The 15,347-nt window shown below is 59.5% G+C and carries 13 protein-coding genes; 10 read left to right on the forward strand and 3 right to left on the reverse strand.

Going from position 1 to position 15,347, the window contains the following annotated elements:
- Positions 1-83: 83 nt before the first annotated feature.
- Positions 84-1,727: a phosphoglucomutase (alpha-D-glucose-1,6-bisphosphate-dependent) gene (pgm, locus tag ACP7BX_RS16835; RefSeq protein ID WP_177110116.1), complete on the forward strand. Its 1,644-nt coding sequence runs from the start codon at positions 84-86 to the stop codon at positions 1,725-1,727.
- A gap of 41 nt (positions 1,728-1,768) precedes the next feature.
- Here pgm and ACP7BX_RS16840 read toward each other — a convergent pair whose 3' ends face one another.
- Positions 1,769-2,464: a pirin family protein gene (locus ACP7BX_RS16840; RefSeq protein ID WP_314530089.1), complete on the reverse strand. Its 696-nt coding sequence runs from the start codon at positions 2,462-2,464 to the stop codon at positions 1,769-1,771.
- Between the two features lie 218 nt (positions 2,465-2,682).
- Here ACP7BX_RS16840 and ACP7BX_RS16845 point away from each other — a divergent pair, with 218 nt between their 5' ends.
- Positions 2,683-5,130, forward strand: coding sequence for a UvrD-helicase domain-containing protein (locus ACP7BX_RS16845; protein ID WP_426131145.1), 2,448 nt, complete (start codon positions 2,683-2,685; stop codon positions 5,128-5,130).
- Positions 5,131-5,265: 135 nt separating this feature from the next.
- Here the strand turns inward: ACP7BX_RS16845 and ACP7BX_RS16850 are convergent, their stop codons facing one another.
- Entirely contained in the window at positions 5,266-5,538 is a 273-nt protein-coding gene (locus ACP7BX_RS16850; protein WP_014718395.1) for a DUF1652 domain-containing protein, read from the reverse strand.
- 257 nt (positions 5,539-5,795) lie between these two features.
- Here ACP7BX_RS16850 and ACP7BX_RS16855 point away from each other — a divergent pair, with 257 nt between their 5' ends.
- Genes ACP7BX_RS16855 through ACP7BX_RS16870 form a run of 4 tightly spaced genes read left to right on the forward strand, consistent with a single transcriptional unit; the run spans position 5,796 to position 9,570 of the window.
- A complete protein-coding gene (locus ACP7BX_RS16855) occupies positions 5,796-6,605 on the forward strand; it encodes a helix-turn-helix domain-containing protein (RefSeq protein WP_426131143.1) in 810 nt (269 codons plus the stop codon).
- 49 nt (positions 6,606-6,654) lie between these two features.
- Positions 6,655-8,061 carry an NAD(P)/FAD-dependent oxidoreductase gene (locus tag ACP7BX_RS16860; protein ID WP_426131141.1) on the forward strand — a complete coding sequence of 469 codons (1,407 nt, stop codon included), beginning with the start codon at positions 6,655-6,657 and terminating at the stop codon, positions 8,059-8,061.
- A 27-nt stretch (positions 8,062-8,088) separates the two neighbouring features.
- The gene (locus ACP7BX_RS16865; RefSeq protein WP_065891006.1) at positions 8,089-8,430 is read left to right on the forward strand and encodes a cupin domain-containing protein; all 342 of its coding nucleotides are present in this window, start codon (positions 8,089-8,091) and stop codon (positions 8,428-8,430) included.
- 60 nt (positions 8,431-8,490) lie between these two features.
- The gene (locus tag ACP7BX_RS16870) at positions 8,491-9,570 is read left to right on the forward strand and encodes a polyamine ABC transporter substrate-binding protein (RefSeq protein ID WP_426131138.1); all 1,080 of its coding nucleotides are present in this window, start codon (positions 8,491-8,493) and stop codon (positions 9,568-9,570) included.
- A gap of 24 nt (positions 9,571-9,594) precedes the next feature.
- Here the strand turns inward: ACP7BX_RS16870 and ACP7BX_RS16875 are convergent, their stop codons facing one another.
- Positions 9,595-10,380 carry a helix-turn-helix transcriptional regulator gene (locus ACP7BX_RS16875; RefSeq protein WP_269130545.1) on the reverse strand — a complete coding sequence of 262 codons (786 nt, stop codon included), beginning with the start codon at positions 10,378-10,380 and terminating at the stop codon, positions 9,595-9,597.
- A 199-nt stretch (positions 10,381-10,579) separates the two neighbouring features.
- Here ACP7BX_RS16875 and ACP7BX_RS16880 point away from each other — a divergent pair, with 199 nt between their 5' ends.
- From ACP7BX_RS16880 to ACP7BX_RS16895, 4 genes are all read left to right on the forward strand, one after another.
- Positions 10,580-11,944: an APC family permease gene (locus ACP7BX_RS16880; RefSeq protein WP_038850497.1), complete on the forward strand. Its 1,365-nt coding sequence runs from the start codon at positions 10,580-10,582 to the stop codon at positions 11,942-11,944.
- Between the two features lie 9 nt (positions 11,945-11,953).
- Entirely contained in the window at positions 11,954-13,057 is a 1,104-nt protein-coding gene (locus ACP7BX_RS16885; RefSeq protein WP_426131136.1) for a P1 family peptidase, read from the forward strand.
- 366 nt (positions 13,058-13,423) lie between these two features.
- Positions 13,424-14,872 (forward strand): serralysin family metalloprotease, encoded by a 1,449-nt coding sequence (locus ACP7BX_RS16890; RefSeq protein WP_038850501.1) that lies wholly within the window; start codon positions 13,424-13,426, stop codon positions 14,870-14,872.
- A 49-nt stretch (positions 14,873-14,921) separates the two neighbouring features.
- Positions 14,922-15,290, forward strand: a complete 369-nt coding sequence (locus tag ACP7BX_RS16895) for an AprI/Inh family metalloprotease inhibitor (protein WP_033902152.1) — start codon at positions 14,922-14,924, stop codon at positions 15,288-15,290.
- Positions 15,291-15,347 lie beyond the last annotated feature (57 nt).

The raw sequence follows: 15,347 nt of genomic DNA on the forward strand, positions 1-15,347 counted from the left end.
TGTAGGATCGATAACGTCGCGCAGCAGTCCAACTCTCAGTAAACTGCCATTTTATTCCAAATCCTTCTTTCCGAGGTTTATGCATGACAATCAGTCCTTTTGCGGGCAAGCCGGCGCCAGCCCAACTGCTGGTGGATATCCCGCGACTGGTCACGGCCTACTACACGGGCCAGCCTGATGCAGCAATCTCCACCCAGCGTGTGGCATTCGGTACTTCCGGGCACCGTGGTAGCTCGTTTGAACTGAGCTTCAACGAATGGCACGTACTCGCCATCAGCCAGGCCATCTGCCTGTATCGCGAAGCCCAGGGCATCAACGGCCCACTGTTCGTCGGCCTGGACACCCACGCACTGTCGACACCTGCCGGTGCCAGCGCCCTGGAAGTGCTGGCTGCCAATGGTGTGCATGTGATGCTGGCTGAAGGCGATGAATACACGCCAACGCCTGCGATTTCCCACGCCATCATTTGCTACAACCGTGGCCGCACCAGCGGCCTGGCGGACGGTATCGTCATCACGCCGTCGCATAACCCGCCGCAGAGTGGCGGCTACAAGTACAACCCGCCGAATGGCGGCCCAGCCGATACCCACGTCACCAAGTGGATCGAAGCCAAGGCCAACGAACTGTTGGCCAACAAACTCGCCGGGGTCAAGCGCATCACCCACGCCCAGGCACTCAAGGCGGATACCACGCATCGCCATGACTACCTCAACAGCTACGTGGCTGACCTGGTCAATGTGATCGACATGGACGCCATCCGCAGCGCCGACCTGCGCCTGGGCGTGGACCCGCTGGGCGGAGCAGGGGTGCGCTACTGGTCGGCGATTGCCGAGCATTACCGCCTGAACCTGGACGTGGTGAATACCGAAGTCGATTCCACCTTCCGCTTCATGAGCGTCGACTGGGACGGCCAGATTCGCATGGACCCGTCCTCCAGCTACGCCATGCAGGGCCTGATTGGTCTCAAGGAACGCTTCGATGTGGCGTTCGCCTGCGATCCAGATCACGACCGCCACGGCATCGTCACGCCGTCCGGTGGCTTGCTTGCGCCCAATAACTACCTGGCGGTGTCCATCGACTACCTGTTCCAGAACCGTCCTGACTGGCGCGCAGACGCCGCCGTGGGCAAAACCGTGGTCAGCAGCGGCTTGATCGATCGCGTCGCTGCGCGCATTGGCCGTCGTCTGTATGAAGTGCCGGTTGGCTTCAAGTGGTTTGCTGATGGTCTGTTCGAAGGGTCGTTGGGCTTTGGTGGCGAAGAAAGCGCCGGTGCTTCGTTCCTGCGCAAGGACGGCACTGTCTGGAGCACTGACAAGGATGGCCTGATCCCGGCGCTGTTGGCCGCGGAAATGACCTCGCGCAAAGGCCAGGATCCGAGCCAGATCTACCGTGGGTTGACCGACGCATTGGGCGAACCGTTCGCGATTCGTGTGGATGCCAAAGCCACTCCGGCGCAGAAAGCCCTGCTGGGCAAGCTGTCGCCAGACCAGGTAACGTCTACCGAATTGGCCGGTGAAAGCATCCAGCAGATCCTCAGCCATGCGCCAGGCAATGACCAGGCGATCGGCGGGTTGAAGGTGATGACTGAAAACGGCTGGTTTGCCGCACGACCATCCGGTACTGAGGATATCTACAAGATCTACGCCGAGAGCTTTATTGGTGAGGATCACCTCAAGCAACTCGTGGAGGAGGCGCAGGTGCTGGTAGACGGTGCTATCAGCCAATAAGTAGCCTTTGCAGGAGCTGGCAAGCCAGCTCCTGCATACATTCAGGCTAAGTCGACCAACACAATTTCGCTGTCTTCAATTGCCGTTACCCGCAACACCTGTTCATCTTCAACCGCGACACCATCTCGAGCTTGTGCACGCAAGCCATTGACTTCAATCACCCCGGTCGCCGGCACCAAGTAAGCCCGACGCCCGCTGTCCAGCCGGTATTCAGCGCTTTCCCCAGCCTTCAGGTTCGCCGCCACCAGGCGTGCATCCGCACGAATGCGCAAGCTCTCGCTGTCCCCGGCCTTACCACTCGCCAGCGTTACAAAACCCTCCCGGTCACCCTTGGGAAACGGCTTGGCGCCCCAGGAAGGTGGCAAACCGGCTTCGTTCGGAATAATCCAGATCTGGAAGATTTTGGTCGGTGTGTCCTCAAGGTTGTACTCGCTGTGGGCAATCCCGGTGCCTGCGCTCATCACTTGCACATCACCGGCTTCGGTACGGCCTTTATTGCCGAGGTTGTCGGCATGGCTGATCGCACCTTCGCGCACATAGGTGATGATCTCCATGTCGCGGTGCGGGTGCTGCGGGAAGCCGGTGCCCGGCGCGATAATATCGTCGTTCCACACCCGCAGGTTGCCCCAGTGCATGCGCTTGGGGTCGTGGTACTCGGCAAACGAAAAGTGGTGATGAGCGTCAAGCCAGCCGTGGTGGGCGCCGCCCAGGGAAGTGAAAGGTCGAAGTTCAAGCATGATCGTCTCCTGTGAATGGCCCTATGATCCTGCAGGTCATGATCGATAAAAAGCGTAAAAACTGCCTGATTCCTATCAGTCGATTAGATTGGTTAGTGGCGCTTTGACTTTCAGTTCATCGCCTAACTGCATGACGGCAAAGCAATTGGCTGGAACTGAGCGTCGATTCCGGCGACCATGGCGCACTTGTTTGAACCCAGCTCATCGCAGGAGTCCGCGTGTCGCAACAAAAGCCTGATCTTCCTCACGAACTGCGCCCTTTGGCGGACATGCCGCTATTCAAACGCCTGGCTGCGCGCCTGTTTGGCCACGGCTTGACCCGTTTGCGCGCCCAGCACCGGTTTTCCTGGCTGCACGGGCAGGCGGACGGTTTTCGCAGCGGGCATGAAGCGGGTGTGGAGTACGGTTATCGCGAAGGCAAGGCCGATGGCATCGAAGAAGGTCGCCAGGTGCTGTTGATTCGTGACTTCCGCCCGGATGAACACCGGGCGCCGGGCGTGGACGACAGCCTGTTCGATGATTGGCGCCTGCCGCTCACCGCCGAGCTGAAAAAGCGCATGAAGGCCGACGTCGCGCGATTGCTGCCGGCTCACGCCCAGCCGAGCGCGGCGCAATGGAAGATGATTTTCAGCGAGACACCCTCGACCTCCGTGATCGCCGGGGCCGGTGCGGGCAAATCCACGTCGTTGGTGCTGCGCATTTTGCTGCTCACCCATTACCTGGGCTTTGAGCTGAGTTCGATGACGGTGGTGACCTTCACCCGCGAATCGCGCAAGGACTTCATCAACAAGCTCATGGAGATTCTCAACCTTTGGGGCCAACCCCTTGGTATGAAAGAAGCGCAAGCCGTGGTGCGGACCTTTCACTCGCGCATTCTGCCCATGGTACGCAGCCTGCCGGGCTTTGAGCGCCTGCAAGCCTTCGAGAACCTGAATTCGGGTTTTGAAGACGCTGACAGCAATCCCTTTGACCTGCGTATCAACGATGCCCAGCGCCAGCAGATGAATGCCTGCTATCACCGGCTGCAGGGGCAGCACCCGCGTTTCCGTGAGCTGATTGCGCCACTGGCGCGCCACGGGCTGCAACTCAAGGAGCTGGAGCGCGATCATCCGGATGTGCAAAAACGCGTGGCCGTGACCGAGCTTGCGGCCAAGCGCGACGAAGAACTCTGCGATGTGATCGAGGACCTGTGGTTTCGCGCAGGCGCCTGGCCAATCAAGGGCATTGAACCCAACCGCCAGACCGTGGAAATCAACGGGGCGCAATTTCACTGCCATGGCTACATTCCCGAGCTGGATGCCTGGGTGGTCCTGGGCTTCGACTCACGGGAAAACGCGCAGACCAGCCGGCCAAACTCGAAGCTGTCGGTGCGCGCAGAATGGGCGGTAAAGCGCACGTTGTTTCAAGCTTTCTGTCGTAAGTCTTTGATATGGCTAGATAGCTACGAATCATCAAAGCGCCTGCTAAGCAGTCTGGCCGGCGATGCCACCGCCGGCCCCGGTTTTGATTACAAGGTCAAAGGCGAGTTGGCTTCAGCGCCGTTGCTGGACAGTTTTGTGATGGCCGCCGGATTCATCGAAAACCTCGGCTTGGACGTACCCACCGCCGTTGGGCAGATGAGCTTTGCCAAGGATGACCCGGACCGCTTCTTCTTCGAAGCCCTGAGTATTTTCTGGAAAGCCCTGGAAGATCACTTGCTGGACCAATCGCCACCGATCATGACCTATAACCGGATGTTCTCGCTGTTTGGCGAAAACACCCCGGAAAATTTGAAGCTGCTCAGCGATCCGCTACTGCGTCCCCTGTCGCACTTGATGATCGACGAATTCCAGGACGTTTCGCCGCAGATCGTCTCGTGGATCCGTGCCAGCCTGCGCGAGATCCGCAGCCGTGGCCCAGCCATGCATGTGGGGCGCGGCGCGCAGCGCTCATCCCTGCTGTGTGTGGGGGATGATTGGCAGTCGATCTATGGCTGGCGCGGCAGTTCGCCCAAGTACTTCATGGAGTTCGACAAGGAGTTCCCATCGCCGTCGACTACCCGCGTGATGTTGGGTGAAAACTACCGCAGTCATCAGCACATCATTGATGCGGCCGAGCACATCGTGCGCGCCGCACCGGCGATTCCTGGCAAGAAGACCAAGGCCAGTGGCGCGCCCAAGGCGTTGGTGCCGGTCAAGGTGCTGGAGCGCGACGATGCGGCATTGGGGCGGCAGCTGTCGGAGCATTACCAGAAGGGTGAATCGATTTTGATGCTTTATCGAAAAAGCAGCGATAAGCTATTGATTAAAGAGCATATTCAATCTGTAGTTAATGTGGATTCTAGCTTGCCGCCCCAGGTGCGCAGGCTGAAGCAGTTGACCTATCACAGTGCCAAGGGGCTTCAGGCAGACGCGGTGTTTCTGCTTGGGGATTGCCAGCATGTCACCAGCTCGCCGTACAAAAACCAGGTCTACCGCATGGCGGGCCTGGGCAAGGCTGGCGACAGCGAACCCTATGACAATGCGCAACGGGACGAAGTGCTGCGCCTGGCGTACGTGGGCATAACCCGCGCCGTGAGCCATTGCTACTGGTACGTGGAAAAGCCTGAAGGTCAGGCCGTGAACGTGCCGAGGGCCTCGGAGCGGGTGGATAGCAAGAAAGCCTTCTTTGATGATCAACGCAGCTGAAGGCGCGTCGGACCTAATGTGGGAGCGGGCTTGCCCGCGAATACGGTGTATCAGCAACACATCCAGTGACTGAAACTCCGCTTTCGCGGGCAAGCCCGCTCCCACATTGGAAACTCATTGCTTGATGGGGTTGGGTCAGGCCCTTAGTGACACCGGCGGCACAAACGACTCCAGCTCATCCTCCACGGCCTCAATGATGCGCTCCACATCGGCGGCATTCATCACGGTGGCGCAGGGGATGCCAGCGATGGCGATCAGCGTCTCGCCGCTGGCGCGGTCGAACAATCGGGCGATCATACTGCCAGGCGCATCCATGCTGCCCTCGAAACCCATCGGATGAAAATGCCAGCGCATCAGCTGGCAGGCGTTGGGGAACGTCACTTTGTTCATGTTGCCCACCTTGTTCATTGAGCGCTTCCTTTAGCTCGCGGCAGGGGGCCATGACCTTCACTGGTCGTGGCATATAAGAACTTAAAAATAGCATCCGTTCGCAAACGCAAGGTGACTTTTTTTGCCCCGTTCGGCGGTTGTTTTTCATAAGTTTGATGTGGGTCATGTCCTACCTGGAATTGGGCAAAAGGCCATTAGTCAGAAGTGCCATTTCGCCATTGAAGCCCCCAGCAAAATTCGGCAATCTCCAGGGTTTACCCGCCGCAGAGCCTTCCATGCCCGACATCGCCCAAGACGATGAGCCCCAGCAGTCCAACGCCACACGCAAATTGGTGCTGCGTCACCACCTGTGTTGGCGTCATCGGGACCTGGAGGGCGTCATGTCCTACTACCATCCGGATATCCAGTACCACGACTTTTTCCAGAACCGTGTCGTCGGTTACGCCGAGCTGCGTGATTACCTGCAAGCCAGCATGCCGCGTGAGGCCGATGAAGCCATCGAGCACACCGACCGCATCCGCGCCGATGGTGATACGGCCTTCATCCAGTACCGCATCACATTGCGTGGCGGCCACGGGCTGGTGTCATTTCGCACCAGCGAAGCCATCACCGTGCGCGACGGGCTGATCTGGCGCGTCAATGAGTACGCCTCCCTGGTGCACGAGCAACCTGTCCAGGCCGCGCGGCCTTCGGTCAGCCGCTTGGGGTTGTCGCCCCAGCAATTGGGGCATATGGCCAATGACCTGCAGCAGTATTTCGAACGCAAGCAACCTTATCTGGACCCGGAACTGGACCTGCAGCGCGTCTCCAAGGAGTGTGGCTACAGTCGCAATCAGATTTCCTATCTGCTGAACCAGGTGCTGGGGCAAAGCTTCTATCGTTACGTCAACCAGGCCAGGCTCCAGCATTTGCTGGCCGCATTGGACAAGGCAGCACCGCCGATAAAGGTCGACGACCTAGCCTTTGCCGCCGGTTTCAACTCGCTCTCGGCGTTCTACAGTGCTTTTCGGCAGCACACAGGGCAGTCACCCAAGGCCTACGTCAAACAAATTTCCCTGCGTGCACGCGCGCAAGACAGCCCCTGACACCGCGCTCTAGGATCCACCCTATCGAAACGAGGTAGGGGAACCCGGCATGCCGGCATGGCGCAACATCAGCTTATGGATGGACCAGTTGGATGACCCGCTGCTCGCGCGGCCATCGCTGGAGCAGGACCTGGACGTCAACGTGGCCATCATCGGCGCCGGTTATACCGGGTTGTGGACCGCGTATTACCTGAAACGCCAGGCGCCCGAACTGAACATCGCGATCATCGAAGCGCAAACCGCCGGCTTCGGCGCCTCCGGCCGCAATGGTGGTTGGCTGATGGGCAACCTGCTGGGCGAGGACCGCCTGTTGGCTGGCCTGAACCCCGAACAACGGCGCGCCTCGTTTGACCTGCTGCATGCCATCCCTGATGAAGTCGCCCAAGTGCTGGCGCGTGAAGGTATCGACTGCGACTACCGCAAGGGCGGCGCGCTGTACTGCGCCGCGCGTTACCCCGAGCAGGAAGGCAGCCTGCGCAGTTACCTCGACAAACTCTACGCCCAGGGCCTGACCGAAGCCGACTATCGCTGGCTCGGCCCGCAGCAACTGGCCGAACAGATTCGCATCGCCAAACCTTATGGCGGTATCTATGCACCCCACGTGGCGACCATTAACCCTGCCAAGTTGGTGCGTGGCCTGGCGCGGGTGGTTGAGAGCATGGGCGTTACGATCTACGAAAACAGCCCCGTGACCCATTGGCAATCCGGCGGTCTATGCACGGCGAAGGCCGGTGTTCGTGCCGCTTGGGTGGTGCCGGCAGTGGAGGGCTACGCCAACACCTTACCGCCCCTGGGCCGTTATCAACTGCCGGTGCAAAGCCTGATCGTCGCCACCGAGCCGTTGCCGGCCAGCACCTGGGATGAAATCGGCCTGAGCCACGGCCAAGCCTTTGGCGAAAGCAGTCGCCAGGTGACCTACGGCCAGCGTTCGGCGGACAACCGCCTGGTGTTCGGCGCCCGTGGCGGCTACCAGTTTGCCGGGAAGCTGCGCCACAACTTCGATCTGACTGACAGCGAAGTGGAACTGCGTCGCTACCTGTTCGGTGAGCTTTTCCCACAGCTCAAACACGTGAAGATTACCCATTCCTGGGGCGGCAACCTGGGCATGTCGCGCAATTTCCGACCGCACATGCTGTGCGACCACAAGACCGGCATCGCTCTGTCCGGCGGATATGGCGGGGAGGGCGTCGGCGCCACCAACCTGGGTGGCCGCACCCTGGCCGATCTGATCCTTGGCCGCGACACGCCGCTGACCCATCAACCCTGGGTAATCCGTGAACGTGGGCTGGACGCCCTCAAGCCCTGGGAGCCCGAACCCTGCCGCTGGCTGGGCTACAACGCGATCATTCGCAGTTTTGTCCATGAAGACCAGGTGTTGGCCAACCCCAATACCGCCCCTTGGCGCCGCAAGCTGGCGACCGGCGTGGCCGGGTTCATGGAAGGTTTCATGCACTAAGTCGTTTCACTCACACGGGAAAACCCCATGAGCATCACGCAATTCAAAGACACGCTGAACGCCCACTTGCCGGACTCGTCGCCCGTCGCCGTGCCGTTGGGCGAGCCCATTGCCGTGGCCTCGACCCTGAGCGTCGAGCGTAGCGACGGCGTCGAGACCGGCATCTGGGAATGCACCCCAGGCGTCTGGCGTCGACAGATCAAATCCCAGGAGTTTTGCCACTTTATCCAGGGCCGCTGCACTTTCACCCCTGACAACGGTGAAATCGTCCACATACAAGCCGGTGACGCACTGATGTTGCCGGCCAACAGCACCGGCATCTGGGACATCCAGGAAACCGTGCGCAAGACCTACGTATTGATCCTGTAACGCTTTGATCCTTGATCGCCTGCCATAAAAACAGCCCTAAAACCGCCAGGAAATCGAACCATGAAAGCCATTGCCCTGTTGCCCTTGATGTTGGTGGCCTCTATCAGCCAGGCCGCCGAGACGGTGAAAATCTACAACTGGTCGGACTACATTGCACCGGACACCACCAAAAACTTCCAGAAAGAAACCGGCATTGGTTTCACCTACGACGTGTACGACAGCAACGAAACCCTCGACGGTAAGTTGATGACCGGTAAATCCGGCTACGACGTGGTGTTTCCGTCCAACCACTTCATGGCGCGGCAGATTCAGGGCGGTGCCTTGAAGAAGCTCGACAAGAGCCAGCTGCCCAATTGGAAGAACCTCAACCCGGTGCTGCTCAAGGCCCTGGAAAACAACGATCCGGGCAATGCCCATGGGTTCCCGTATCTGTGGGGCAGCACCGGTATCGGCTACAACATCGACAAGGTCAAGGCGGTACTCGGCGACAACGCGCCCGTGGACTCCTGGGACCTGATCTTCAAGCCCGAGTACATGGAGAAGCTCAGCAAATGCGGGGTTGCCATCCTGGATAACGGCCCGGAGCTGCTGCCCATCGCCCTGAACTATCTGGGCTTGCCGCCGCACAGCAAGAACCCGGATGACTATAAGAAAGCCGAAGCTCTGCTGATGAAAGTGCGACCGTATGTAGCGTACTTCCATTCCTCGAAGTACACCGGCGACTTGGCCAACGGTGACATCTGTGTGGCTGTCGGCTTTTCCGGCGATGTGCTGCAGGCCGAAAGCCGCGCCAAGGAAGCCAAGAATGGCGTCAAAATTGGCTATCAGATCCCCAAAGAAGGCGCCGCCATCTGGTTCGACATGGTCGCCATGCCCGCCGACGCTCCGGATGAAAAGGCCGGTTATGCCTTCATGAATTACCTGCTGGAGCCGCAGGTCATGGCGGACATCACCAACTCCGTGCACTACGCCAACGGCAATAGCGCGGCGGACAGCCTGGTGGATCCCGAGATCAAGGCGGATACCAAGATCTACCCGAGCGAGGAAATGATGGGCAAGTTGTTTGCGCTGGAAGCGATGCCGTTGAATATTGACCGGATTCGGACGCGGATCTGGAACACCATTCGAATGGGGCGCTGAAGAAAAACAGGAAAACCCCTGGCCTCAGGGGTTTTCTAGATCATGCCCCAACGATTGGATAAACAACGAAAACAGCTCCGGCTGTGACGATATATCCAGTTTGGCGTACAAATGCCGACGGTGCACCTTCACCGTGTCCGGCGAGATATTCAGCCGCTCGGCCATGGCCTTGGACGAGAACCCGCGCAACACCAACCGGGCGATTTCCAGCTCGCGGTCCGACAGCACACCACAACCGAACTGGCTCAACGCGTCCCTGATCTGACTGTCCATCGCCGGCGCACGCTGGGTGCTTTGCTGCCAGTGCTGCTGCATCAGCGGCAATACCCAGGCGGCCACAGTGGTCATCAGCCCGGTCTCATCAAAACTGAAACGCCGCTGCATGCCCAACGACAGCGACAACGTCCCCGCGCCCGGCAATTGCAGAATGAATTGCACCTCGTCTTCCAGCACGTTGTCGTGGAAGTAATTGAGGAAGTATTCGCTCTGGCGAAAATGATCCGGTGCCACTTCCTCCAGGCGGTACACGCCGCTGGCATAGCCCTCGCGACAGGCCTGGAAAAACGGATCGAGCAAATACAAGCCATTGAGGTACACCAGCATCGACGCCGGTTTACTGCTGGGCTGGGCGTCGTATTCTTCCAAGGCCTGGGGCGGGCCATCCACCGGGTAGAAGATCGCCAAGGCGTTATCGAACGGCAGGCACTGGTGCAGCAACAACACCAACTGTTTCCAGAAATGCTCGGTGCCGATGTGCGCAACGGTGCGGCCCAGGCCGGCGTGCATGCCGACTTCGCGAAACAGGCTCATGTGGCAGGCTCCCACCCGCAAAAGATCGGCCAAGGGTTCGGCTTTTGCCCGGTGGCGTCAAGGGGAGTACGCCAATAGGGGAATTGGCTGACATGAACGCTCTGTTTATGGTTGCCATCATTCAGCGGGAAACATATCCCGCGATATTCAGACGTTTCGTTTCTGCCTCACACCAAGAACAACGACAGAGGATAACGATATGAGCACTTCCCCCACGCCTGACGGCGTGCTGAAACCCACCTTGAGTGTCTTTGATGTGGTCGCCATCACCGTGTCGGCGGTGACGCCGGCCAGTTCCGTGTTTGTGATCGCGCCCTTTGCCATCCAGCAAGCCGGCAGTGGCGTGTTCCTGGCGTTCGTGATGGCAGGCTTGCTCGCGTTGATGTTCGCCTTTTGCTACGCCGAACTGGGCCGCGCCCACAACAGCGCCGGGGGCGAGTATGTGTATGCCAAGCGCGTGTTTGGCGGCATGGCCGGCTATGCGACGTTTCTGACGGTGCTGGTGATGTTGCTGTTTATCCCGCCGGTGCTGGCCACAGGCGCGGCGACTTATCTGAATAACGCCTTGGGCACGAAGTTCGACTCCCAGACCGTCGCGCTGGTAATCGTGGTGTGCAGCTACGCCTTGGGCATCCTCAATATCAAGCTCAATGCCTGGATCACCGGCACTTGCCTGCTGCTTGAAGTAGCTGCGCTGCTGGTGATCGTGGTGATCGGCTTTGGCAATCCGGTACAGCCGGCCAGCGTGCTGTTCCAGCCGCAGATCGTCGAAAACGGCGTGCTGCACCTGGCGCCGTGGGCCCTGGTGATCGGCGCGGTGGGTATCGGCCTGTTTTCCTACAACGGCTATGGCCCGGCAGTGTTGCTGGCCGAGGACATGAAATGCGGCGGCAAAGGCGTGCACAAGGCGGTGCTGTGGTCCCTGGGGCTGGTGGTGATCATCGAACTGGTGCCGATCACCGCGCTGTTGATCGGTGCGCCATCGCTCAGTGAGATGATCAGCAGCCCGGACCCTATCGGCTACCTGTTGACCAGCCACGGTAATGAAACCTTGTCGCGGCTGGTCAGCGCTGGAATCTTCCTGTCGGTGTTCAACGCCATCGTTGCCATCGTGATCCAGATCGGCCGCGTGGTGTTCAGCAGCGGGCGCGACGCCCTGTGGACGCCGAGCATCAACAAACTGTTCACGCGTATTCATCCACGCTGGGATTCGCCCTGGTTGGCTACGCTGTTCCTGGCGATTCCTTCGGCGCTGTTGAGTTTCAGCTCCAACCTGGCCGACCTGACCTCGTTCAGCGTGTTGCTGATCATGCTGGTGTACCTGGTGGTGGCGTTGAGTGCGTTGATGAGCCGGGTGCTGCTGCGTGATCGCGAGCATCCCTATCGCATGCCGCTGTGGCCGCTGCCGGCGTTGGTCGCGGTACTCGGGGCGGGTTATCTGTTGGTCACCCTGGTGGCGGCGGCGTCGATCCGCGACATCATGATCATCATCGGTTTGCTGGCGCTGTCGGTGATTCTGTATTGCATCAGTGGCCGGTTGAGTCCGGTCTTCCAGAAATTGTAAGGAGTGGTTATGCGCGCACGTCAATTGGGCATCACGTTGGGGCTGGGCACGCCCGGTGAGTGGAATGCCATCACCGATGTGCCGGGTGTCCGGGTCGGGCACAGCACGATCAAGACGCTGGTCGACGGCAAGCACGTGCGTACTGGCGTCAGCGTGATCCAACCGCGTGCCGGCGAAGCCCGCCTGCAACCGTGCTTCGCCGGCTATCACGTACTCAATGGCAATGGTGATGCCACCGGCCTTGAATGGATCAACGAAGCGGGGCTGTTGACCACGCCGTTGGCCATCACCAACACCCACAGCATCGGCATTGTGCGCGACAGCCTGATCGCCCTGGAGCGCGAGCGCCTGGCGGACCCGGCGGTGTACTGGTGCATGCCGGTGGTGATGGAAACTTATGACGGCCTGCTCAACGACATCTGGGGCCAGCACGTCGGCCCCGAGCATGTGCGCGAAGCCGTGGACAATGCCGAAACCGGCCCGGTGCAGGAAGGCGCGGTCGGCGGCGGCACCGGCATGATCTGCCATGAATTCAAAGGCGGCATCGGCACGGCCTCGCGGCGCTTGCCGGCTGAGCAGGGCGGCTGGACTGTCGGCGTGCTGGTGCAGGCCAACCATGGCAAGCGCCAGGAGCTGCGGGTGGACGGCTACCCGGTGGGGCGCCAGTTGATGGAGATTGCGTCGCCCTTTGCCGAGCAAGGCACGCCGGGCATGGGCTCGATCGTGGTGATCCTGGCCACCGATGCGCCGCTGTTGCCGCACCAATGCCAGCGCCTGGCGCAACGCGCATCCATCGGCATCGCCCGCACTGGCGGCGGCACCGAAGATTCCAGCGGTGACCTGTTCCTGGCGTTCGCTACGGGTAACCAGGATTTGCCGCCAGCGGATTATGGACGCAAGGGCCTGCCTTTCAGCAGCACGTTGCAGATGGTCAACAACGACCATATTTCCCCGCTGTTCAGCGCGGCAGCGGAGGCGGTGGAAGAGGCGATCATCAATGCGATCCTGGCCGGGGAGGACATGCTCACCGATCAAGGTGTGCAGGTGCCCGGATTAGACGGTGAAACGCTGTTGGCGGTATTGCACAAGACGGGCTGGAGTGTGTCCCGGTAATAGGGGGCACCTTAAGTTATTAATACAAGTAGTGGCTGTTTAATGTTGCTAATGACACCCTGCCAATATATTGGATCCATTAAATGGCGGCGCCGCTCTACTTGAACGGCGTTAGTGCTATTTAATATTTAAATATGAGCCAGCTGTTTTTTGTCGGACAAAACCACTGCCACCCAATAAACACGGCACAGGACTTAACTAAGTTGTTGTTCGAGTGGTTTAGAGTGCTGGAAAAGATGTAGACGAAAGATTTCAAGTTGTGTCAGTTTTCTTACGCCTTCAAAAGAGGCGAGTGATAGGACGATCTCGCCCGCGAGGTTCCTATCGAACAAAGACTGATGCACTTGCAAACAAGGAAGTACGTTTATGTCAAAAGTTAAAGACAAGGCTATCGTGTCGGCGGCGCAAGCCAGCACCGCTTACTCGCAAATCGATAGCTTCAGCCACCTGTATGACCGTGGCGGCAACCTCACGGTCAACGGTAAACCGTCGTTCTCGGTGGATCAGGCAGCTGACCACCTGTTGCGCGAGAACGCGGCCTATCGTGACCTGGATGGCAACGGCAAGATTGATCTGACCTACACCTTCCTCACCTCGGCGTCCTCGGCAACCATGAACAAACATGGCATCACCGGGTTCAGCCAGTTCAACACCCAACAGAAAGCACAGGCCGTATTGGCCATGCAATCCTGGGCGGATGTGGCCAATGTGACCTTCACCGAGAAAGCCTCGGGCGGTGACTTCCACATGACGTTTGGCAACTACAGCGGTGGCCAGGACGGCGCGGCCGCGTTTGCCTATCTGCCGGGCACCAACGACAAGTACCACGAAAGCGGCCTGGACGGCACCTCCTGGTACCTGACCAACAGCAGTTACACGCCGAACAAAACGCCGGACCTGAACAACTACGGCCGCCAGACCCTGACCCACGAAATCGGGCATACCCTGGGCCTGGACCACCCTGGCGACTACAACGCCGGGACCGGTAACCCTTCCTACAAAGACGCGGACTATGGACAGGACACGCGTGGCTACAGCGTCATGAGCTACTGGAGCGAGAGCAACACCAACCAGAACTTCAGCAAAGGCGGCGTCGAAGCCTACGCGTCCGGCCCGCTGATCGATGATATCGCGGCAATCCAGAAGCTCTACGGCGCCAACTACAACACCCGCGCCGGTGACACCACCTACGGCTTCAACTCCAACACCGGGCGTGATTTCCTCAGCGCCACCTCGAATGCCGACAAGCTGGTGTTCTCGGTGTGGGACGGCGGTGGCAACGATACCCTGGACTTCTCCGGTTTCACCCAGAACCAGAAGATCAACCTCAATGAAGCGTCGTTCTCCGACGTTGGCGGCCTGGTGGGCAACGTGTCCATCGCCAAGGGCGTGACCATCGAGAACGCCTTCGGCGGCGCCGGCAATGACTTGATCATTGGCAACAACGCGGCCAACGTGATCAAGGGTGGGGCCGGCAACGACATCATCTACGGCGGCGGCGGTGCGGACCAACTATGGGGCGGCGCGGGCAACGACACCTTTGTGTTCGGTGCCAGTTCCGATTCCAAGCCAGGCGCTGCGGACAAGATCTTTGACTTTACCTCGGGTTCGGACAAGATCGATTTGTCGGGCATCACCAAGGGCGCAGGCCTGACCTTCGTCAATGCCTTCACCGGACATGCCGGCGATGCTGTACTGACCTATGCCGCAGGCACCAACCTGGGCACCTTGGCAGTGGACTTCTCCGGGCACGGCGTGGCGGACTTCCTCGTCACCACCGTCGGCCAGGCAGCCGTCAGCGACATCGTGGCGTAATGCACGGGCGCGGCGCTTCGGCGCCGCGCTTTAGCGATGGAGCGTGAAGATGCAGCGTTTTTTCAAAGTGATCACCGGCGTGTTGCAGGTGATGTTCGTATCGGCAGGAGCCCACGTGATGGCGAGCAGTCTTGTATTACCCACCAGCGCCCAGTTGGCTGGCCATTGGCAATTGCACCAGCAGGATCAGGTGTGCGCACTGGACCTGCTGGAACAGGCGAATGCCTTGGGCGGCGACGTCGCCTGCGCGGCGCAATGGCTCGGTGAAAAACCCCTGACCTGGACGCCGACACCGGATGGCATCTGGCTGATGAATGCCGAAGGCAGCGGGATAACCCACCTCAACCGAGAGCAAGAGGGCGAATATAAAGGTCGCACGCCTACTGGCCTGGAAGTTGTATTGCAACGCACACCTTAGTTGTCGCTATAAGTTTATAACTGAATTTATTAGTTGACCGCTCCGTTATTTGGGGTT

This window comes from Pseudomonas sp. DWP3-1-3b3 (assembly GCF_049896305.1).
GTDB lineage: Bacteria > Pseudomonadota > Gammaproteobacteria > Pseudomonadales > Pseudomonadaceae > Aquipseudomonas > Aquipseudomonas azotoformans_A.